Below are 21079 nucleotides of genomic sequence, written 5' to 3'. Positions count from 1 at the left end.
CGAGTGCGGGTTGTCAAAAGAGAGCTGGGTGAAATTTAGTATGGGTCGAGTGATAACACTTCCGTTTGGCCGGCAATAACCCGCCAGCGCACGTTAAATTCTAGTAGTAGAACCGCATATTCTCGGCTTTCATTATCACTTTTTCGGTAGGCTGGGCGCGGGTCTTGCGCTAAAACCTGAGTGATAAAACGCCGCAAATGTGGATAACGTTGTTGTTGCTGTATTAACTGTTGTTCGGCGGTAGGAGAAAAACTCACCGGCATGTCTGCATCGGGTGCTGTTTGAGCAAAACCCGCGCGCGCCTGGGGTTGGCTCTCCGCAAAAGGCAAATAAGGTTTGATATCAATCACTGGCGTGCCATCAACGAGATCCAGACTGCCTAGCGTCAAAATGACTTGTCCTCCTTGGCAATGCACCCCTTTCAACTCTATGAGGGACATGCCAATCGGGTTAGGCCGAAAGGTGGAGCGGGTGGCAAATACCCCCATTCGAGTATTACCACCTAGGCGCGGAGGGCGAACCGTAGGCCGCCAACCACCATCCATGGTTTGATGGAAAACGAACATCACCCATAAATGGCTAAAATCAGCCAAACCTCGCACAGCTTCCGCTTGGTTATAGGGAGCTAATAGGTGCAATTCGCCACCACCATCTTCAATCAGACCCGGTTGGCGCGGCACGGCAAACTTTTCTTTATAGGGTGAGCGGATGACGCCAATCTGATTAAAGGAGAAAACACTCATTTTGATGAAACATTCAGTGCAGAGCCTTGACACACGGCTTGTTGATAACAGCCGGGGACACCACTTTGTATTTCACATTGATGCAGTAAGACTGCATTGGCTTTCATATAGGATGCTCGAGTCTGCATTCTCTTACGAGCGGTTGCAATACTCGGTGGGGAGTCCTGAACGGTGGATTGGCAAGATTCACCGGACACTTCGCCTAAATCGCGAAAAGGCTTACCAACAAGCTCTTCTGCACTTTTATACAGTTTTACCGGAGCCGGACGAGGGGCAACGGTAGGGCTGGATTTGATAACCGGAGACGGTTGCTTAACCGGATTTTCTGTGGTGGATGGCTTTGATTGAAGCACGGAACACCCAGTTAGCGAGAGAGCTAACAGACACAGAGGTAACGCACGCATAGAAATTCCTCAGCCTTTTTATTTAAGAGGCGCTATTGAAGCAATCTATTATGCAAATAACAAGACGGGCTATAGCCCGTCTTGCAATATATTTAGCAAACAGTGAATTTAGGAAACCTATATTCAGCAAATTCAGTATTCAGCAAAATAGCTAACTGACTATTACCAGCCTTTAACTGCACCACCATTGAATGCTTTGTTTGCTGCGTCGTAAACTTCGTCAGATTGATAAGCTTGAACGAATTTCTTCACGTTTTCCGCATCTTTGTTGTCTTCACGGGCCACGATCAGGTTAACGTAAGGTGAGTCTTTATCTTCGACAAACAGGCCATCTTTAGCCGGTGTCAGGCCAATTTGGCTAGCATAAGTGGTGTTGATGATTGCCAATGCGATCTGTTGGTCATCCAAAGAACGTGGCAACTGAGGCGCTTCCAGTTCAATCAATTTCAGGTTTTTAGGGTTCTCAACCACATCCAGCACTGTTGGCAGCAGACCAACGCCGTCTTTCAGTTTAATCAGACCGACTTTTTGCAGCAGCAACAGTGAGCGGCCCAGGTTAGTCGGGTCATTTGGCAATGCTACCTGAGAGCCAGGTTGTAGTTCTTCCAATGATTTGATTTTTTTAGAGTAACCAGCAATCGGGTAAACGAATGAGTTACCAACAGAAACCAGTTTGTAGCCACGATCTTTGATTTGCTGATCCAGATAAGGTTTATGCTGGAAAGCATTCAGGTCAATATCGCCTTTGCTCAGTGCTTCATTCGGTAATACATAATCATTGAAGGTGACCAATTCAACATCCAGGCCATATTTGTCTTTTGCTACTTTTTGTGCAACTTCAGCAACTTGCTGTTCAGCACCCACAATTACACCGACTTTAATATGGTTTGGATCTTTTTCCGCTGGGCCGCAACCCACCAGTGCCAGAGTACCGATTAATGCACTAACTGCCGCAATAGATTTGAATTTTAAAGACATATCCTTTCCTCTATAAACACTTGTTAAGATGCGCCGCTGTGTGAGGCCGTCGCTATACCCTTCGTACTTTGGGCTACAGGGTTGTTCGCTACGTTCACTCACCTGAATCACTTACTTGATAAGCTCATCAGGATTCATTCGCTTGCTGCCTACCTGTAGATCCAAGTCCTTTGGGTAATATATGTATCAATAACTACTTGTGGGTAACGGCTTTTACGATCCGATCGCCACTTAACTGAATCAGATAAACCAAAATAACTAATAGCACCAACACTGTATTCATTACCGTGGCATTATAACCAATGTAACCATACTGATAGCCGATTTGACCTAAACCACCGGCACCGACTGCGCCCCCCATAGCGGAATAACCCACTAAGGTAATTAAAGTAATTGTGGCTGCATTTACCAAACCTGGTAGCGCTTCGGGTAACAACACTTTTTTGATGATTTGCATGGGTGTAGCACCCATAGCACGGGCTGCTTCAACCAATCCTGATGGAATTTCCAAAAGAGCATTTTCCACCATGCGAGCAATAAACGGAGCGGCACCTACCGTTAACGGGACTATTGCCGCCTGTAAACCAATAGAGGTGCCGACGATCATCCGAGTGAATGGAATCATCCATACCAATAAGATAATAAAAGGTATGGAGCGGAAGATATTCACTACCCCAGACAAGGTGCGATAAATCTTATTGTTCGCAATAATTTGCCCTGGGCGAGTGACATACAATAGAACCCCGACAGGCAGCCCCAACACAAAACCAAAGAAGCCAGAGACAAACGTCATCATTAGAGTTTCCCAGACGCCTCGGCCCATTAACCACATCATTGCCTCAGACATAACCCAGAACCTCTACTTTTACATGATGATCTTGCAAGAATTTGATAGCTGCGAGGCCATCATGATTGTCGCCATGCAGCTCAGCCAGCATGACACCAAATTTAACACCGCCGGCATAGTCCATTTGCGAGCTAAGGATACCAATATCAATATTAAAGCGACGAACAGCCTGTGAAATCAACGGCGCATCAACAGACTTACCGGTGAACTCCAGTTTAAGCAGCGGGACTCGGTCTGTGGTTGGCTCTTGGGTCATACGCAGTGCGTAATCTTCTGGAATATCCAAATGTAGGGTTGATTGAATAAATTGTTGCGCCAGTGGTGTTTTTGGATGAGAAAACACTTCACTGACACTGTCTTTCTCAATCAATTTGCCATCACTGATAACCGCAACTTGATCACAAATGCGTTTCACCACATCCATTTCATGGGTAATAAGCAAGATGGTCAGACCCAAACGGCGATTAATATCTTTTAGCAATTCCAGAATTGAACGGGTGGTTGCAGGATCCAGCGCACTGGTGGCTTCGTCACACAGCAGAACCTTAGGATTACTGGCCAAAGCGCGGGCGATAGCAACGCGTTGTTTTTGCCCACCGGACAGATTTGCAGGGTAAGCATCTTGTTTATCGGCAAGCCCGACTAAATCCAGCAGCTCAGTGACTCTCTTCTTTATATCTGCACGTGATGTGTTGTCCAGTTCAAGTGGCAACGCGATATTGCCATACACTGTGCGCGAGGAGAGCAAATTGAAATGCTGGAAAATCATGCCAATCTGACGACGAGCGCGAGTCAGTTGGCCTTCAGATAACGTTGTCAGATCTTGCCCATCAACCAGTACTTGTCCGCTGGTGGGGCGTTCTAACATATTGGCGCATCGGATCAAGGTACTTTTACCGGCACCTGAGGCACCAATAACGCCATAAATTTGCCCAGCTGGGACGTGCAAACTCACGTCTGAAAGCGCGGTAATGGTGCGCGAACCCTGCTGGAATACTTTGCTGATATGAGAAAGTTTAATCATATTATTCTTATTTTATCGTCATTTCCGTGGCTAGATAAAAAGTAAACTTTGGCAGAACCCAAAGTATAGATTGGATGTTAAGGCGTCTAGACGGCTAAGTCAACTGGCAACACTGATTCTCTGCCATTCTCAATCGGTAAGAAAACATGCGATACTAACCAAGTTTACAGCCCTCAGGAGCAGATAAGTGACTCAGCCCGTCCCCGCAATATTTTTAGATCGTGATGGAACAATTAATGTTGATCATGGTTATGTCCACGAAATTGATAATTTTCAGTTTATCGATGGTGTTATTGATGCTTGCCGTGAATTGAAAGAAATGGGTTTTGCTCTGGTTTTGGTTACCAACCAATCAGGGATTGCGCGCGGTATTTTTACCGAAGAGCAATTTTTGAGCCTCACCGAGTGGATGGATTGGTCTCTTGCTGATCGTGGTGTTGATTTAGATGGTATCTATTTCTGCCCACATCATCCCGATGGCAGTGTAGCGGAGTTTCGCGAAACATGTGAATGCCGTAAGCCATTGCCAGGCATGTTACTGCAAGCACAAAGTGAATTGAACATCGATATGGCTTCTTCTTATATGGTTGGCGACAAAATTGAAGATATGCAGGCAGCACTAGCGGCAAATATCGGTACTAAAGTGTTAGTCCGCACCGGTAAGCCTGTGACTGCAGAAGGTGAAGCAGCGGCAGATTGGGTGCTAAATAGCCTGGCTGACCTGCCAAAAGCGATAAAAATGCGTCACAAATAGTCGTTTCGTTTAAATAGTCAGCAAACGGAAAAAACTTTAATATAAACCCTTGCCATTCTGAAGCAGCTCCCTATAATGCGCATCCATCGACACGGCGCTGTGAGCAACTTCACAGAGTGGCTGGGGAGAACAGAGGAAATTAACTGATTAAGTGGTTGACTCTGTAGCGGGAAAGCGTATTATCTGCCTCCCGCGTTACCGTAAGATTCGCCGAAAGGCAAACGGGTAACGAACGCTCTTTAACAATTTATCAGACAATCTGTGTGGGCACTCGCAAGACGATATCGAAGCCTGTTTCGACAGGCAGAAGAAATATCAAAGTCTTGAAGAGTGACCAAAGCAGTACACATTTGAACTTCGGTTCGAATGCATATTTGCAGAAAGTAATCTTTGAGCATCGCTATGTTAACTCATAGCAAATCAAACAAATCTTAAATTGAAGAGTTTGATCATGGCTCAGATTGAACGCTGGCGGCAGGCCTAACACATGCAAGTCGAGCGGCAGCGGGAAGTAGTTTACTACTTTGCCGGCGAGCGGCGGACGGGTGAGTAATGTCTGGGAAACTGCCTGATGGAGGGGGATAACTACTGGAAACGGTAGCTAATACCGCATGACCTCGCAAGAGCAAAGTGGGGGACCTTCGGGCCTCACGCCATCGGATGTGCCCAGATGGGATTAGCTAGTAGGTGGGGTAATGGCTCACCTAGGCGACGATCCCTAGCTGGTCTGAGAGGATGACCAGCCACACTGGAACTGAGACACGGTCCAGACTCCTACGGGAGGCAGCAGTGGGGAATATTGCACAATGGGCGCAAGCCTGATGCAGCCATGCCGCGTGTGTGAAGAAGGCCTTCGGGTTGTAAAGCACTTTCAGCGAGGAGGAAGGCAGTCGTGTTAATAGCACGATTGATTGACGTTACTCGCAGAAGAAGCACCGGCTAACTCCGTGCCAGCAGCCGCGGTAATACGGAGGGTGCAAGCGTTAATCGGAATTACTGGGCGTAAAGCGCACGCAGGCGGTTTGTTAAGTCAGATGTGAAATCCCCGCGCTTAACGTGGGAACTGCATTTGAAACTGGCAAGCTAGAGTCTTGTAGAGGGGGGTAGAATTCCAGGTGTAGCGGTGAAATGCGTAGAGATCTGGAGGAATACCGGTGGCGAAGGCGGCCCCCTGGACAAAGACTGACGCTCAGGTGCGAAAGCGTGGGGAGCAAACAGGATTAGATACCCTGGTAGTCCACGCTGTAAACGATGTCGACTTGGAGGTTGTGCCCTTGAGGCGTGGCTTCCGGAGCTAACGCGTTAAGTCGACCGCCTGGGGAGTACGGCCGCAAGGTTAAAACTCAAATGAATTGACGGGGGCCCGCACAAGCGGTGGAGCATGTGGTTTAATTCGATGCAACGCGAAGAACCTTACCTACTCTTGACATCCACAGAACTTAGCAGAGATGCTTCGGTGCCTTCGGGAACTGTGAGACAGGTGCTGCATGGCTGTCGTCAGCTCGTGTTGTGAAATGTTGGGTTAAGTCCCGCAACGAGCGCAACCCTTATCCTTTGTTGCCAGCACGTAATGGTGGGAACTCAAGGGAGACTGCCGGTGACAAACCGGAGGAAGGTGGGGATGACGTCAAGTCATCATGGCCCTTACGAGTAGGGCTACACACGTGCTACAATGGCAGATACAAAGTGAAGCGAACTCGCGAGAGCAAGCGGACCACATAAAGTCTGTCGTAGTCCGGATTGGAGTCTGCAACTCGACTCCATGAAGTCGGAATCGCTAGTAATCGTAGATCAGAATGCTACGGTGAATACGTTCCCGGGCCTTGTACACACCGCCCGTCACACCATGGGAGTGGGTTGCAAAAGAAGTAGGTAGCTTAACCTTCGGGAGGGCGCTTACCACTTTGTGATTCATGACTGGGGTGAAGTCGTAACAAGGTAACCGTAGGGGAACCTGCGGTTGGATCACCTCCTTACCTAACGATACGCATTGCGTAGTGTCCACACAGATTGTCTGATAGAAAGTAACGAGCAAATAAGGCCGGGCTGAGAAATTAGTCGGGCTTTAGTACCTTGTTGGGTCTGTAGCTCAGGTGGTTAGAGCGCACCCCTGATAAGGGTGAGGTCGGTGGTTCAAGTCCACTCAGACCCACCAACTCATCCTCATACTGCGTTACAGACACACTCGTTTATAACAATAAACGTCGCGTGACTGCGCCTTGTCTGAGAATGAGTTATGCCGATAAGGTATTTTGCTTTTTATATGGGGCTATAGCTCAGCTGGGAGAGCGCCTGCCTTGCACGCAGGAGGTCAGCGGTTCGATCCCGCTTAGCTCCACCATATAAAACTATTTCAAAACGTACTGCGGTCGCAAGACTCAGTGTGTTGTGAAATATTGCTCTTTAACAATCTGGAACAAGCTGAAAATTGAAACAATACAGCTGAAACTTATCTCTCCGTAGATGTACTGAGATAAGGATTAACCTGTATTAGAGTCTCTCAAATAATCGCAACGCAAGTTGTCTGCAAAGACACCTTCGGGTTGTGAGGTTAAGCGACTAAGCGTACACGGTGGATGCCTAGGCAGTCAGAGGCGATGAAGGGCGTGCTAATCTGCGAAAAGCGTCGGTAAGGTGATATGAACCGTTATAACCGACGATACCCGAATGGGGAAACCCAGTGCAATTCGTTGCACTATTGCATGGTGAATACATAGCCATGCAAGGCGAACCGGGGGAACTGAAACATCTAAGTACCCCGAGGAAAAGAAATCAACCGAGATTCCCCTAGTAGCGGCGAGCGAACGGGGAGGAGCCCAGAGTCTGAATCAGTTTGTGTGTTAGTGGAAGCGTCTGGAAAGTCGCAGGGTACAGGGTGATACTCCCGTACACAAAAACACACTTGCTGTGAACTCGATGAGTAGGGCGGGACACGTGACATCCTGTCTGAATATGGGGGGACCATCCTCCAAGGCTAAATACTCCTGACTGACCGATAGTGAACCAGTACCGTGAGGGAAAGGCGAAAAGAACCCCGGCGAGGGGAGTGAAATAGAACCTGAAACCGTGTACGTACAAGCAGTGGGAGCACCTTCGTGGTGTGACTGCGTACCTTTTGTATAATGGGTCAGCGACTTATATTTTGTAGCAAGGTTAACCGAATAGGGGAGCCGTAGGGAAACCGAGTCTTAACTGGGCGTCTAGTTGCAAGGTATAGACCCGAAACCCGGTGATCTAGCCATGGGCAGGTTGAAGGTTGGGTAACACTAACTGGAGGACCGAACCGACTAATGTTGAAAAATTAGCGGATGACTTGTGGCTGGGGGTGAAAGGCCAATCAAACCGGGAGATAGCTGGTTCTCCCCGAAAGCTATTTAGGTAGCGCCTCGTGAACTCATCTTCGGGGGTAGAGCACTGTTTCGGCTAGGGGGCCATCCCGGCTTACCAAACCGATGCAAACTCCGAATACCGAAGAATGTTATCACGGGAGACACACGGCGGGTGCTAACGTCCGTCGTGAAGAGGGAAACAACCCAGACCGCCAGCTAAGGTCCCAAAGTCATGGTTAAGTGGGAAACGATGTGGGAAGGCATAGACAGCCAGGATGTTGGCTTAGAAGCAGCCATCATTTAAAGAAAGCGTAATAGCTCACTGGTCGAGTCGGCCTGCGCGGAAGATGTAACGGGGCTAAACCATGCACCGAAGCTGCGGCAGCGACACTTAGGTGTTGTTGGGTAGGGGAGCGTTCTGTAAGCCGTTGAAGGTGACCTGTGAGGGTTGCTGGAGGTATCAGAAGTGCGAATGCTGACATAAGTAACGATAATGCGGGTGAAAAACCCGCACGCCGGAAGACCAAGGGTTCCTGTCCAACGTTAATCGGGGCAGGGTGAGTCGACCCCTAAGGCGAGGCTGAAAAGCGTAGTCGATGGGAAACAGGTTAATATTCCTGTACTTGGTGTTACTGCGAAGGGGGGACGGAGAAGGCTAGGCTAGCCGGGCGACGGTTGTCCCGGTTTAAGCATGTAGGCGGAGCGACTTGGTAAATCCGGTTGCTTATCAACGCTGAGGTGTGATGACGAGTCACTACGGTGATGAAGTAGTTGATGCCAAGCTTCCAGGAAAAGCCTCTAAGCATCAGGTAACATTAAATCGTACCCCAAACCGACACAGGTGGTCAGGTAGAGAATACTCAGGCGCTTGAGAGAACTCGGGTGAAGGAACTAGGCAAAATGGTGCCGTAACTTCGGGAGAAGGCACGCTGGCATTAGGTAATGGGACTTGCTCCCGGCGCCGAAGCCAGTCGCAGATACCAGCTGGCTGCAACTGTTTAATAAAAACACAGCACTGTGCAAACACGAAAGTGGACGTATACGGTGTGACGCCTGCCCGGTGCTGGAAGGTTAATTGATGGGGTCAGCCGCAAGGCGAAGCTCTTGATCGAAGCCCCAGTAAACGGCGGCCGTAACTATAACGGTCCTAAGGTAGCGAAATTCCTTGTCGGGTAAGTTCCGACCTGCACGAATGGCGTAATGATGGCCAGGCTGTCTCCACCCGAGACTCAGTGAAATTGAACTCGCTGTGAAGATGCAGTGTACCCGCGGCAAGACGGAAAGACCCCGTGAACCTTTACTATAGCTTGACACTGAACATTGAGCCTTGATGTGTAGGATAGGTGGGAGGCATTGAAGTGTGGACGCCAGTCTGCATGGAGCCAACCTTGAAATACCACCCTTTAATGTTTGATGTTCTAACTCGGCCCCGTAATCCGGGGTGAGGACAGTGTCTGGTGGGTAGTTTGACTGGGGCGGTCTCCTCCCAAAGAGTAACGGAGGAGCACGAAGGTTAGCTAATCACGGTCGGACATCGTGAGGTTAGTGCAAAGGCATAAGCTAGCTTGACTGCGAGAGTGACGGCTCGAGCAGGTACGAAAGTAGGTCTTAGTGATCCGGTGGTTCTGAATGGAAGGGCCATCGCTCAACGGATAAAAGGTACTCCGGGGATAACAGGCTGATACCGCCCAAGAGTTCATATCGACGGCGGTGTTTGGCACCTCGATGTCGGCTCATCACATCCTGGGGCTGAAGTAGGTCCCAAGGGTATGGCTGTTCGCCATTTAAAGTGGTACGCGAGCTGGGTTTAGAACGTCGTGAGACAGTTCGGTCCCTATCTGCCGTGGGCGTTGGAAGATTGAGAGGGGCTGCTCCTAGTACGAGAGGACCGGAGTGGACGAATCACTGGTGTTCGGGTTGTCATGCCAATGGCATTGCCCGGTAGCTAAATTCGGAAGAGATAACCGCTGAAAGCATCTAAGCGGGAAACTTGCCTCGAGATGAGTCTTCCCTGGGGCTTTAAGCCCCCTGAAGGAACGTTAAAGACTATGACGTTGATAGGCTGGGTGTGTAAGTGCAGCGATGCATTGAGCTAACCAGTACTAATGATCCGTGAGGCTTAACCTTACAACACCGAAGGTGTTTTGGTGATTTGAGAGAAATTAAGATTTTCAGCGAAGTTCCGAGATTGGATTGGCTGGCTGTGTGATATTGCATAGCGGGTTAATTGAAACAGAATTTGCCTGGCGGCCATAGCGCGGTGGAACCACCTGACTCCATGCCGAACTCAGAAGTGAAACGCCGTAGCGCCGATGGTAGTGTGGGGTCTCCCCATGCGAGAGTAGGACACTGCCAGGCATCAAATAAAGCCGAGACCCCATGCCAAAAGCGTGGGGTTTTTGCTATGTGGAAAAGAAAAAGAGAAAAGCCTTCTGCTGCGCAGAGGGCTTTTTTTATGTATCCACTTAAAACAAAATACAATATGAGTATATTGATCGGTTAGACTAGCGCCAGTAGTTCTATAGGTAATCTTAGTTAACTGCCTGATAAAGACTATAGCCAGTGACTGCGCCAGCGACATCCCAGGCAAAATCTTTCCAACTCCAGCCCGTGCCAGCTTGGCGGCTATCATATAGCTCTTTAGCTGCGCCGATACTTATCGAAAATAGTAAACCGAAATTGCGGCTTTTGGCATCTGACCAATTCTGATGTTCACCATAAGCTGTACCCGCAGCGGCTAGTGCTGCAGAGGCAAAAAAATGTTGGGCTTTATCTTTTCCCGTCCAGCTATCGTTGGCCATATGGGTACATGCAGAGCTGGTGAAAAGTAGCGGGGCAATAATTAAAGGGCGAAGATAAGGTGGGCACCACATGCCGTTCCTCCCCTGGCTGGAGACAGAAAACCCGGTAATAGAGCCGGGTTTTTTGTTTGAATTTTACAGAATACGACTAATGAGTCGGTCGATACGAATTCTGCGTAAGCGGCGGATCAGTTTACGCACCTTGACCGGATACTGCTGAATATTCTCAAGTTCAAGGTAGTGTGAAACAACTTTAGTATGAGTTCGAATACATTCCAGCTCTTTTGCACGCTGCTCATGCATCTCATGCTTAGGATCGTGGATCAAAATGGCATTTTCCAGATCCAGACGCCATGCACGTGGATTCAGATTGTTCCCCGTGATCAACTGCCAGTTATTATCTACCCACATCCCTTTCAGATGATAAGTATTGTCGCCATCTTTCCATAAACGAACAATCAGTTGACCATTATCTATAAAGCGCTGTAAGCGGCTAAGGAAGCGGCGCAAGTTGATTTCATATAGGTATGGTAAAGCACCAATGATTTTAAACGGCTGATCTTCGGGAATATAAAAGTCGTTCGCTGTTTTGTCACCAACAATAATCTCAACCTGTTTACCTTCGCGCAGTAGATAAATGATATTACGAACTAACAATGCGGGCAGGTTGAAATAGGGCGTACAAATAGTGAGGCGTTCATCAGCGGAAGCCATTAAATGATGAATAGTTTTGTTGAGTTGGCTTTTTTTACCTAGCCCAACCAGCGGAGTGACTGCTAATTCATCATTGCCAGCTTGTGCTGGAAATTGATAACCGATATCTCGCAGTGATGATCGAAACTGCCGAGTTTCGTTTTTGATCTCAGGATTAGTGGGGCGATCAATGCGATCGAGACGCTGAACGGCACCTGCACTCAGAACTCGTTGCTTCACATAATCAACCATAATATCGGCTAATGATTGATTCGTAATTAATTGATAACGGTCATAACGATATTTATCGTTTTGATAGAGATAGACATCATTGATGCTGGCACCACTGTAAATTACGGTATCATCAATGATAAAACCTTTCAGATGCAACACACCAAGGGCTTCGCGGGTATTCACCGGGACACCGTAAACCGGAACACAGATATCTGGGTGCTTGTTTGCCATCTCACAATACCAATCTGCATTAGTATTAACAGCGGCGGCCCCGATGCGGCCTCGTTGGGCGCGATGCCAATCCACTAATACACAAATTTCCAGCTCAGGATGCCGCTGTTTGGCCTGATAGAGAGCGCTCATCACATCACGGCCTGCATCATCCTGCTCAAGGTAAAGCGCCACCAGATAGATACGTTTGGTCGCCTGGCCTATTAATTCCAGCAGAGTAGAGCGGAAAACCTTGGGGCAATAAAGCGTTTGGACATCATCAACTGACTGGGGGAGTTTGGGCAGTTGTGCAAGGTGTTGTTGATGTTTGCTACGTTTGAATTTTGACAACATCACAGTGCGCTTCTTCTCTTGTTATTTGATGGCAGAACCGCCATATCCAAAAAAACACTAATCCATAGAGTCGGGCGATAATACCACTACTTTTCCGGATTGTGCGCAAGTTTTGCCAACCGTAGACCGAATCACTTATCTATGTGGGCTATATCACAGCGATTCAGGTGATTGAAATCAAAGTGTCAGCTCTAGGTTAACAATGCCATCTTCCATTTGCACATCAATACTAAAACCCAGTTTCTTCGCCAACCCAATCATACCCCGATTATTGGGCATGGTGACTGCTGTTAGCCGAGTTAACCCATGGCTGCGGGTGTACTGGATCATTTTCTCGAGCAACTCCCGCCCCAGCCCCAGTCCTTTTAAATCTGAGCGCACCAAGACAGCGAACTCCGCATCAATATTGTCAGGGTCAGATAGCGCGCGCGTGACACCAATAATTTCCGGGCCAGTTGCATTTTGACGCACCGCAACAAAGGCCATTTCCCGATCATAGTCAATCTGTGTCATGTTCGCCAAATCATCGTGGCTGAATTCGTTGATTTCACTGAAGTAGCGATAGTAGAGATCTTCTTTAGTGACTTGATCAATAAACAGTTTTAGCAGCGGCTCATCCTCCGGCAAGATAGGGCGGAATAAGCAATGAGAGCCGTCTTTTAGTATCACGGTTTGTTCCAACTCGTGCGGGTAGGGGCGGATAGCCAGTCGCGCTTGTGGGTCGCCAGTGACGGGAGCTAACTGCATTGATACATCCAGCAGCGTGAACTCACTGCCAGAAGCAAGCACGGGGTGAATATCTAAACGCGAGATTTCAGGGCAGTCGAGAATCAAGTTGGAAACTTGTACTAGCAAACGGCTCAGGCCAGGAATGTCGAGAGGTTGCAGTGAGCCGCGGCTGCGGATTTTTCCACCTTTGACCGCCTGGATTATCAGATAGCGGGCTAATGCCATATTGAGGGGCGGTAATGCAACTGCGGCCTGCGTTTCATGGTGCCATTCAATGCCGCCTTCCCCCAGCATAATGAGTGGGCCAAAAATGGCATCTTGTTCCACAGCAATCCGTAGCTCCTGCGCCCCAGCGCGGTTTGCCATACTTTGCACCAATAAACCGTCGATACGGGCTTGGGGATAAGTGCGTTTCACGCGATCAAGAATATCGTCCGCTGCCCGTTGCACTTCGATTGCGGTACGCAGGTATAACATGACTCCCTGAACTTCGGATTTATGCGCAATATCTGGCGAGCGTAATTTGATGGCAACCGGATAGCCCAACCGCTCAGCAATATGTACTGCTTCGACACTGTCACTGGCAATCCAGGTTGGCAACATGCTGAGGCCATAGGCTTCAAGGATCGGCTGCACTTCATGGGTATCAAGTTGGGTCGTACCTTCTGCCAGGGCCTGGCGAATTAACTGGTGCACATGGGCGGTATTGGCCGTGAGGCCGATAGGCAAGGCTGGAGTTTCTTTTAACTGCTTTTGGTTACGGCGATATTCAACCATGTGCATAAAGGCGGTTATCGCGCCTTCTGGCGTGCGATAGGTCGGAATACCGGCCTCCGTGAATAAACGACGGGCATCTTGTGATGAATATTCACCGCACCAATTAGTTAGCAAGGTAATGCGCTTACCGCGCGGGTGCTGGCGGATGGCCGATATCAATAACTCAGCGGTTTTACCGCCCGGTGCCGCTGCGCTCGGTGAGTGGATAAGCAACAGCGCGTCGTAATCGGTGCTGTCCAATAAGGGTTTAAGCGCCGCTAAATAGCGCTCAGCGCTGGCATCATCCCGCAGGTCAATCGGATTTCGTAAGGAAACAAAAGGCGGTAGTGCCGCGCTCAGGGCGGATTGCGTGGTATCAGACAGTGTTGCCAGCTTGCCATTACGGCTAATCAACTCATCCAAGGCCATTGCCGCCGGGGCTGCGCCATTGCTGACAATCAGTAACCGCTCCCCGCGCAATGGGTGCATATGGCTTAGTGTTTCGACTGCCGAAAATAGCTCGTGAGTATCTTGAACCCGCAACAGACCCGCGCGCTGAATGGCTGCGTCATAGGCAGCATCCAACCCTTGTTGGCCATTGAGTAATTGTTGGGCACGTTGGCTGCGGCCGCTTTTGACCACCAGAATGGGTTTATTGCGCGAGGCACTGCGGGAGGCGGATAAGAAGCGGCGCGCATCACTGATATGCTCAAGATACAACATGATAGCGCTGGTTTTCCCATCTCTGGCGAGGAAGTCGAGCAAGTCATCGACATCAATGTCCAGGCTATCACCGAGAGCAATGAAGTAAGAGAATCCCACTTCGCGTTGCTGCGCCCAGTCCAAAATGGTGTTGGCAACTGCCGCTGATTGGGAGATAAACGCCAGCCGCCCTTTTTTGATAGGCACTGGCGAGAAGCTGGCATTTAACCCTTGCCACGGAGCCAGTAAACCCAGACTGTTTGGGCCAAGTAAGCGCATATGGTGGCGTTGCGCGCAGGCTTTCAGTTCAGGGAATTGTTCAGTTGCCGCCGACAGGATAATCACCGCTTTACAACCCCGAGTCCCTAAGTCTTCCAGCAGTGATAGGTTACGGCGGTCATGGGTGCACAAAATGGCCAGGTCGGGGGTAATGGGTAGGCTGGCGATATTTGCGTAAGCCAGCACACCACAAACGGCTTTATGAGTAGGAGTAACAGGTAGAATCGGGCCATTAAAGCCGCCATCGAGCAAATTACGCATCATTAGAAAACCCGCGCGCTCCGGTTTTTCAGATGCGCCAATGACCGCAATAGACTTGGGGCGTAGTAGGGCTTCTAATCCACGTTGGCTCATATTATCCCCGTCATCTTTCAAGTTGCAGGAGTGTTGATTGCGTCCGGTTACTCAGCCCATTCATGGCCATCGCCTCTACGAGGTTGCCGCAAACAGCGTTCAAATTTGTTCCCGAATCACTGACTGGTCAGTGACCTTAAAATAAATAGACTTATCGGGATGCACTTACTTGCCGTCTTCCTGTCCCCTCAAATCTATTGGGGGTCAGTCAAAGACAGCTTTATTGATTTTATGCGATTTTTTCGGTATTTGCTGTGACTCGGCCCACTGGATGGTGAGGTTTTCCTGCTAAATATTGCTGGCGGAAATAATGAAAATGGGCAGTTAATCCATCGGCGGCATGAATATCACCAGCTTGCTGGAGTAGGGCTGCAGCAACTTCGACGGTGCAATGTTGTTCCGGGCGTGCTGCTTCTCGCAGCATATAATCCGAGGTATTGCTGACATTCAGCGACAATATCGGTAGTCCGCTAAGATACGGGCTTCTACGAAACATTTTTTTAGCTTCAGTCCAGGTACCGTCCAGCAGAATAAATAACGGTGGTTTATCGCTGACAGGTAATTGATTGAAGACTTGCCGCTCGGGGTCGGCATATTTTTCTGGGAAAACCACATAAGGTTGGCGCTGAGGGTCGCGTATCGCGGCTAACAGCTCAGGGGAAACTTCTGTTCGCGCCCAGAGAAAAGCTTGAGTGTTTGGCAGAATATCAGCAATTAAGCGGCCAGTATTACTGGGCTTGAGGGGTTCAGTATCAAACATTATCAGGCAAAAACGGCTGTTGGCCGGCTGTTGTTTGATGGTGTCACACAAGCAAAATCGCTCAGTTAACAGACAGCCTTGGCAGCGAATAGCACGGCAACCACGGGCGCGATAAGGGCGGGTGGATGCGGATAACCGCTGCTGGCGCAAACGCAATACTGCATTTTCCGTCGGTAAAGCATTTATGACCGTCGGTAAAATAGGGTCGGTGGTGGATGATTCAGTCACGACGGACTCCTGAAGAAATAGCGCTATTCTAATCAACCCTTGTGCCCAGTCATACCATAAAAGAAAAAACAACACTCCAACAGAAAACTGTCAGGGTGCTGTTTTGGATTATAACCACACTTTATCGGGCACTTGAGTGGCCCCGAAGGGTGATAAATGAGTTAAACTAGCTTAGCGCGCGGTAGGTTCCACTGATAATTGCTCATTTAACCAATTATCAAAAGGTGCCTTTGGCAATGCGCCGCTAAGCATGTCGACCATTTTGCCGTTTCGATACAGCATAATGGTGGGAATGCTGCGGATACGGAAACGCGCGCTGAGTGCGGGTTCTGCTTCAGTATTGATTTTAACGAAGCGAACTTTTCCGGCTCGCTCTGCGGCAACATCTTCAAAGATGGGCGCGAAGCTGCGGCAAGGGCCACACCATGGTGCCCAGAAGTCTATGACCACCGGCAGGTCATCTTGCAGCAGTTTATCCAGTGTTTCGGCGGTGGCGTTAATGACTTCGCCATCAAATAAAGAGTGGCCGCAGCGCCCACATTTAGCGCCGTCATCAATACGTGCTTCCGGTAGGCGATTGGTCGCCATACAAGCTGTACATACCGTATTCATAAATTAGCCTTTATTGAGTATCTGAGTAGATTGAGGGAAACCATACAGTCAATGTGACCTGAATTGTTTCGTTGTTGTTATCTATTATGGATATAAATGAAGTTAGTGCCAAAATGGTTTATTCGATGAATACGATAGTTGCTAGCTTTTAGCGCTTGCTTATGGCTAACCGAGCAGACATCAGGTAATCTTCGCGCCCTGCGCGTTGGTGGAGAAGACAATGAACGATTCATTTAGTGGCAAAAACGGCAAAGTTAAAGTGATGTACGTCCGTAGTGACGAAAACAGCAGCGACGACCGTAGTAACAATAACCGTGGTAAAAACCCGCGTCCGGCAGGCAAAGGCCGCCCGGGTGATAATGCCGGTCGCGGCAGCTCATCGCGTAATAATGACTCACGTCGTAATGATTCAGGCCGTAATGAACGCACGAGTCCTAGCCGTCCGGCGCGTTCTGACAGCAGTGGCCCTTACGATTCACCGTGGAAAACGGTGTCTCGCGCCCCCACTGAAGAACCCGAGTTTGATCACGGCGGTATCAGCGGTAAAAGCCATGTAGACCCAGCGCAATTGCGCCGTCAGCGGGCTGAAGAAACACGCGTTTATGGCGAAAATGCCTGTAAAGCGCTGTTTGAAAGCCGTCCTGATGCTATTGTGCGCGCTTGGTTTGTGCAGTCAGTTACCCCTCGTTTCCGTGAAGCATTGAAATGGATGGCGGCTAACCGCAAGGCTTACCATGTGGTTGAAGAAGATGAACTGGCTAAAGCATCTGGCACTGAACACCACGGTGGCGTGTGCTTCCTGATTAAAAAACGTCAGGGTTTGGATGCAGAAACTTATCTGCAACAACAGACTCAGGCGAAAGATTGCGTGTTGGCACTGGAAGATGTGGGTAACCCACATAATCTGGGCGGCATTATGCGGACCTGTGCGCATTTTGGTATCAATGGCGTGTTGCTGCAAGACCCCGCAGTGTTGGAGTCTGGTGCGGCTGTTCGTACAGCAGAAGGCGGTGCAGAGCATATCAAAGCAATCAATGCTGATGACTTCCTTTCTGTGTTGGATACTTTCCGTAAAGCGGGCTACACCATAGTGACCACCTCAAGCCATAAAGGTGTCAGTCTGGCGAAAGCTGAGCTACCAGCCAAAATGGTGTTGGTCTTAGGGCAAGAGAGTGATGGCCTGACTGACAGCGCTTGGCAGCAGGGCGATGTGAGTGTCTCTATTGGCGGTACTGGCAAAGTTGAAAGTTTGAATGTGTCAGTGGCGACCGGTATTTTGCTGTCGGAGTGGTGGCGTCAAAATCAGGCTTAATTCATTCGTCGTTGCAATAGCTAAAATATAAAGTAACAAGTTGATAAGCGGGGAAATGTGCCGAATGGGTCGTAACGGCGTAAGCCGTCGGAGCGCCCATTGGTGCAGTCACCCCGCTAATCTCCGAACTATAAAATAGCTTGGTTGATAACCTTAAAGGGCGCTGATGATAAGTCAGCGCCCTTTTTTTATTAGTCAGTTTTTGCTGCTAGTGCGCGCCACCGCCTCCGCCGCCGGAGGTAAATGGCGGTTTAGCAAACCACACCAGTGCCAGTAGCAGTAGGAACACGCCCGCCGAGAGCCAGAAAATCTCATTAGCCGAGATAATCAGCCCTTGATTGGTAATTTCCCGTGCCAGATAAGCCGATGCTTGCTGCTGATTCATCCCCAGTTTCTCGAGATCCTGATACATTTGCGTGGCATTCGGGTTAAACGGGTTAACAAATTCCGTCAACTGTGAATGGTGCATCGATTCTCTTTGCGTCCACAAAGTGGTGGTGATTGAAGTACCAATCGACCCCGCCAGTGTTCGCAGGAAGTTAGATAAACTGGATGCCGCCGCCATACGCTCTGGCGGTAAACCGGACAAAGTAATCGCCGTCAGTGGCATAAAGAAGCAGGCAATAGCAAAACCTTGCACAAACTGCGGCCACGCCGAGGCACCAAAATCCATTCCCGGTTCGAATGTATATGCTCGCCAATAGAAACAAACCGCATACATAATGAAGCTGAATGTGACTAATTGACGCATATCAATTCGATGTGAGAAGCGCCCAATTATGGGTGACAATAGCACCGGTAATATCCCCACCGGCGCTGATGCCAAGCCGGCCCAGGTGGCGGTATAGCCATATACCTCCTGTAATAGCTGTGGCAGCAAGACTATCGCGCCGAAGTACAACATATAGGCCAGGCTGATACACAAACAACCAATGGTAAAGTTTCTCGATTTGAATAATGACAAATCGATCACCGGATGGTCGTCGGTTAGCTCCCACACTATCAGGAAGATAATGGCGATCACGGCAATGACCGTCAGGACGATTATCTCGGTCGAGTTAAACCAGTCCAGCTCCTTACCTTGGTCAAGCATGATTTGTAGGGCACCGATACCCACCACCAATAATACCAACCCCACGGTATCAATAGGTTTGATTTCAGTTTTGGTCTCGCGCCCTTTCAGGGTGCTGCCCGCCACTAAAATGACCACCAGCCCGATTGGGATGTTGATAAAGAAGATCCAGCCCCAGTGATAGTTGTCACTGATATAACCGCCGAGGATCGGCCCAAAGATTGGGGCGACAACAATCGTCATCGACCACAATGCCAGGGCCATACTTCGCTTCGCGGGCGGGTAGTTATTCAGTAGCAAACTTTGTGACAATGGGATCAATGGGCCTGCGACCAACCCTTGAATAACCCGGAAGAAGATAAGCATCCCCAGGCTGTTTGACACGCCGCACAGCCATGAGGCCAGTGCGAATAACCCCGTCGACCACAGGAACAATCTGACTTCACCGATGCGTTTTGCCAGCCAACCGGTGATAGGGATGGAAATCGCATTTGCTACGCCGAATGAAGTAATAACCCATGTACCTTGGGAGTTGGACGAGCCAAGATCCCCGGCAATGGTCGGAATAGCTACGTTAGCAATAGTGGAGTCCAGCACCTGCATGAAAGTCGCTAATGATAGCGCGACGGTCATCCAGGCAAGTTGGGCACCTTCAAGCGGTTTTTGTGCCACAGTGGCCCCCGGTGCGCTTAACTTGCATTTGCATCAATATTAACCCGCATTTGCATGAACAATATCGCTAATCATTTGATTAACCGGCGCTAAATCCAAGGACAGCGCGTTGGTGACAAATGCCGGTTCTTTGCGCACGTTTTGTGCTAACACTTGGCCTTCGACATCGGCGGTATCTACCCGCACCCTGGTCGATAAGCCAATGCGCAGCGGATGCTCAGCCAACTGTTTGGCATCAAGCTGAATACGCACCGGCAAGCGCTGAACCACTTTGATCCAGTTACCGGTAGCATTTTGCGCGGGGAGCAGTGAGAAAGCGCTGCCCGTTCCCATATCTAGGCCAACAACTTTTCCTTGGAAAACCACATCATCGCCATAGAAATCAGTCACTACCGTGGCGGGTTGGCCAATTCGCATATTGGCTAACTGTGTTTCTTTGAAGTTGGCGTCAATCCACATTTCGTTAGCTGGAATAACCGCCATCAGTGGCGCACCATTGGCAATTTCCGCGCCCACTTGCACACTGCGGCGCGACACAAAACCGGTGATGGGGCTGACCACTTTGGTGCGTTGCAGGGCAAGCCAGGCATCGCGCAACTTGGCAGCAGCTTGCTCGACGGCCGGTTGTTTCTCCAACGGAGTGTTCAGCACCAGCGCCTGATTGGCGTTATATTGTGCAATCGCCACGTCCAATGAAGCTTGTGCAGCATCCACGGCATCACGGGCGTGTTGCAGTTCTTCGCGGCCAATGGCATCAACAGAACCCAGCACCACACGGCGTTTCAGGTCATTTTGTGCTTTGCTCAGCTCGGTTTTTTTCAGCGCAATATTGGCTTGATATTGCTGGCTGTTAATCATGAGCTGGTGGGTTTGGCGCACACTATTTGCCAGTGCGGTTTTTGCCTGCTCATAAGCTTGTTCGGCATCAGTTGGGTCAAGTATCAGAAGAATATCGCCACTTTTGACCAAGTCAGTATTTTCAAAATTAACACTGACGACACTGCCGGGAACCTGCGACATTATCTGTACCTGATTGCCCGAAACATAGGCGTTATCAGTCTCTTGGTGATGACGCAGCACCAGGAACCAATAAATAAAGTAAGCCACCCCGATAATAATAAAAATACCCGTCAGTAACAGCAGCACGCGTTTACGTTGCTTCTTTTTATTCTGCGGTTGTTGCGGCACTTGAGCTTCCGCGTTTGCACTCATGGTGTTCTCCACGCTCTATA

14 protein-coding genes, 2 tRNA genes and 3 rRNA genes are annotated in these 21079 nt (G+C 49.3%); 7 read left to right on the top strand and 12 right to left on the bottom strand.

Going from position 1 to position 21079, the window contains the following annotated elements:
• Positions 1-35: 35 nt before the first annotated feature.
• The 5 genes from tsaA to metN form a co-directional block, all read right to left on the bottom strand.
• On the bottom strand, positions 36-743 hold the full coding sequence (tsaA, locus tag DXZ79_RS15485) for a tRNA (N6-threonylcarbamoyladenosine(37)-N6)-methyltransferase TrmO (protein WP_050292056.1): 708 nt from the start codon (positions 741-743) through the stop codon (positions 36-38).
• Positions 740-1147, bottom strand: a complete 408-nt coding sequence (rcsF, locus tag DXZ79_RS15480; protein WP_120011423.1) for an Rcs stress response system protein RcsF — start codon at positions 1145-1147, stop codon at positions 740-742. The genes tsaA and rcsF overlap by 4 nt, the downstream gene beginning before the upstream one ends.
• A 162-nt stretch (positions 1148-1309) precedes the next feature.
• The gene (locus DXZ79_RS15475) at positions 1310-2125 is read right to left on the bottom strand and encodes a MetQ/NlpA family lipoprotein (protein ID WP_004391674.1); all 816 of its coding nucleotides are present in this window, start codon (positions 2123-2125) and stop codon (positions 1310-1312) included.
• Positions 2126-2318: 193 nt separating this feature from the next.
• Positions 2319-2972 carry a methionine ABC transporter permease MetI gene (locus DXZ79_RS15470; RefSeq protein ID WP_032813821.1) on the bottom strand — a complete coding sequence of 218 codons (654 nt, stop codon included), beginning with the start codon at positions 2970-2972 and terminating at the stop codon, positions 2319-2321.
• Positions 2965-3996 carry a methionine ABC transporter ATP-binding protein MetN gene (gene metN, locus DXZ79_RS15465; protein ID WP_050292055.1) on the bottom strand — a complete coding sequence of 344 codons (1032 nt, stop codon included), beginning with the start codon at positions 3994-3996 and terminating at the stop codon, positions 2965-2967. Before metN ends, DXZ79_RS15470 begins: the two co-directional genes overlap by 8 nt.
• Positions 3997-4183: 187 nt before the next feature.
• On the opposite strand from metN, the gene gmhB reads away from it, so the two are divergent.
• The 6 genes from gmhB (at position 4184) to rrf (ending at position 10437) form a co-directional block, all read left to right on the top strand.
• On the top strand, positions 4184-4750 hold the full coding sequence (gene gmhB, locus DXZ79_RS15460) for a D-glycero-beta-D-manno-heptose 1,7-bisphosphate 7-phosphatase (RefSeq protein WP_038631301.1): 567 nt from the start codon (positions 4184-4186) through the stop codon (positions 4748-4750).
• A 433-nt stretch (positions 4751-5183) separates the two neighbouring features.
• Positions 5184-6726: ribosomal RNA gene (locus DXZ79_RS15450) — 16S ribosomal RNA — on the top strand.
• A 102-nt stretch (positions 6727-6828) separates the two neighbouring features.
• Positions 6829-6905 (top strand) — tRNA-Ile (locus tag DXZ79_RS15445).
• A gap of 110 nt (positions 6906-7015) precedes the next feature.
• Positions 7016-7091: transfer RNA gene (locus tag DXZ79_RS15440), tRNA-Ala, on the top strand.
• 208 nt (positions 7092-7299) lie between these two features.
• A 23S ribosomal RNA gene (locus DXZ79_RS15435) occupies positions 7300-10206 on the top strand.
• 115 nt (positions 10207-10321) lie between these two features.
• Positions 10322-10437, top strand: a 5S ribosomal RNA gene (rrf, locus tag DXZ79_RS15430).
• The 16S, 23S and 5S rRNA genes sit together here with 2 tRNA genes alongside, the layout of an rRNA operon.
• Before the next feature lie 173 nt (positions 10438-10610).
• Here rrf and DXZ79_RS15425 read toward each other — a convergent pair.
• From DXZ79_RS15425 to trxC, 5 genes are all read right to left on the bottom strand, one after another.
• Positions 10611-10952 carry a YfiM family lipoprotein gene (locus tag DXZ79_RS15425; protein ID WP_038631304.1) on the bottom strand — a complete coding sequence of 114 codons (342 nt, stop codon included), beginning with the start codon at positions 10950-10952 and terminating at the stop codon, positions 10611-10613.
• Positions 10953-11015: 63 nt separating this feature from the next.
• Positions 11016-12368: a CDP-diacylglycerol--serine O-phosphatidyltransferase gene (gene pssA, locus DXZ79_RS15420; protein ID WP_390613834.1), complete on the bottom strand. Its 1353-nt coding sequence runs from the start codon at positions 12366-12368 to the stop codon at positions 11016-11018.
• Positions 12369-12548: 180 nt separating this feature from the next.
• Positions 12549-15191 (bottom strand): bifunctional acetate--CoA ligase family protein/GNAT family N-acetyltransferase, encoded by a 2643-nt coding sequence (locus DXZ79_RS15415; RefSeq protein ID WP_038631308.1) that lies wholly within the window; start codon positions 15189-15191, stop codon positions 12549-12551.
• Between the two features lie 229 nt (positions 15192-15420).
• Complete coding sequence (locus DXZ79_RS15410; RefSeq protein WP_038631310.1) at positions 15421-16179, bottom strand: tRNA-uridine aminocarboxypropyltransferase; 759 nt, start codon at positions 16177-16179, stop codon at positions 15421-15423.
• A gap of 171 nt (positions 16180-16350) precedes the next feature.
• Complete coding sequence (gene trxC, locus DXZ79_RS15405; RefSeq protein WP_038631312.1) at positions 16351-16791, bottom strand: thioredoxin TrxC; 441 nt, start codon at positions 16789-16791, stop codon at positions 16351-16353.
• 220 nt (positions 16792-17011) lie between these two features.
• Between trxC and DXZ79_RS15400 the strand changes: the two genes are divergently transcribed.
• Entirely contained in the window at positions 17012-18103 is a 1092-nt protein-coding gene (locus DXZ79_RS15400) for a tRNA/rRNA methyltransferase (protein ID WP_038631314.1), read from the top strand.
• Between the two features lie 208 nt (positions 18104-18311).
• On the opposite strand, the gene emrB is transcribed toward DXZ79_RS15400, so the two are convergent.
• Positions 18312-19847 carry a multidrug efflux MFS transporter permease subunit EmrB gene (gene emrB / locus DXZ79_RS15395; RefSeq protein ID WP_038631317.1) on the bottom strand — a complete coding sequence of 512 codons (1536 nt, stop codon included), beginning with the start codon at positions 19845-19847 and terminating at the stop codon, positions 18312-18314.
• A gap of 39 nt (positions 19848-19886) precedes the next feature.
• Complete coding sequence (emrA, locus tag DXZ79_RS15390) at positions 19887-21059, bottom strand: multidrug efflux MFS transporter periplasmic adaptor subunit EmrA (protein WP_038631319.1); 1173 nt, start codon at positions 21057-21059, stop codon at positions 19887-19889.
• Positions 21060-21079 lie beyond the last annotated feature (20 nt).

Origin of the sequence: Yersinia rochesterensis, from assembly GCF_003600645.1 — a bacterium.
GTDB lineage: Bacteria > Pseudomonadota > Gammaproteobacteria > Enterobacterales > Enterobacteriaceae > Yersinia > Yersinia rochesterensis.
This window is presented reverse-complemented; position numbering and strand designations above follow the sequence as displayed.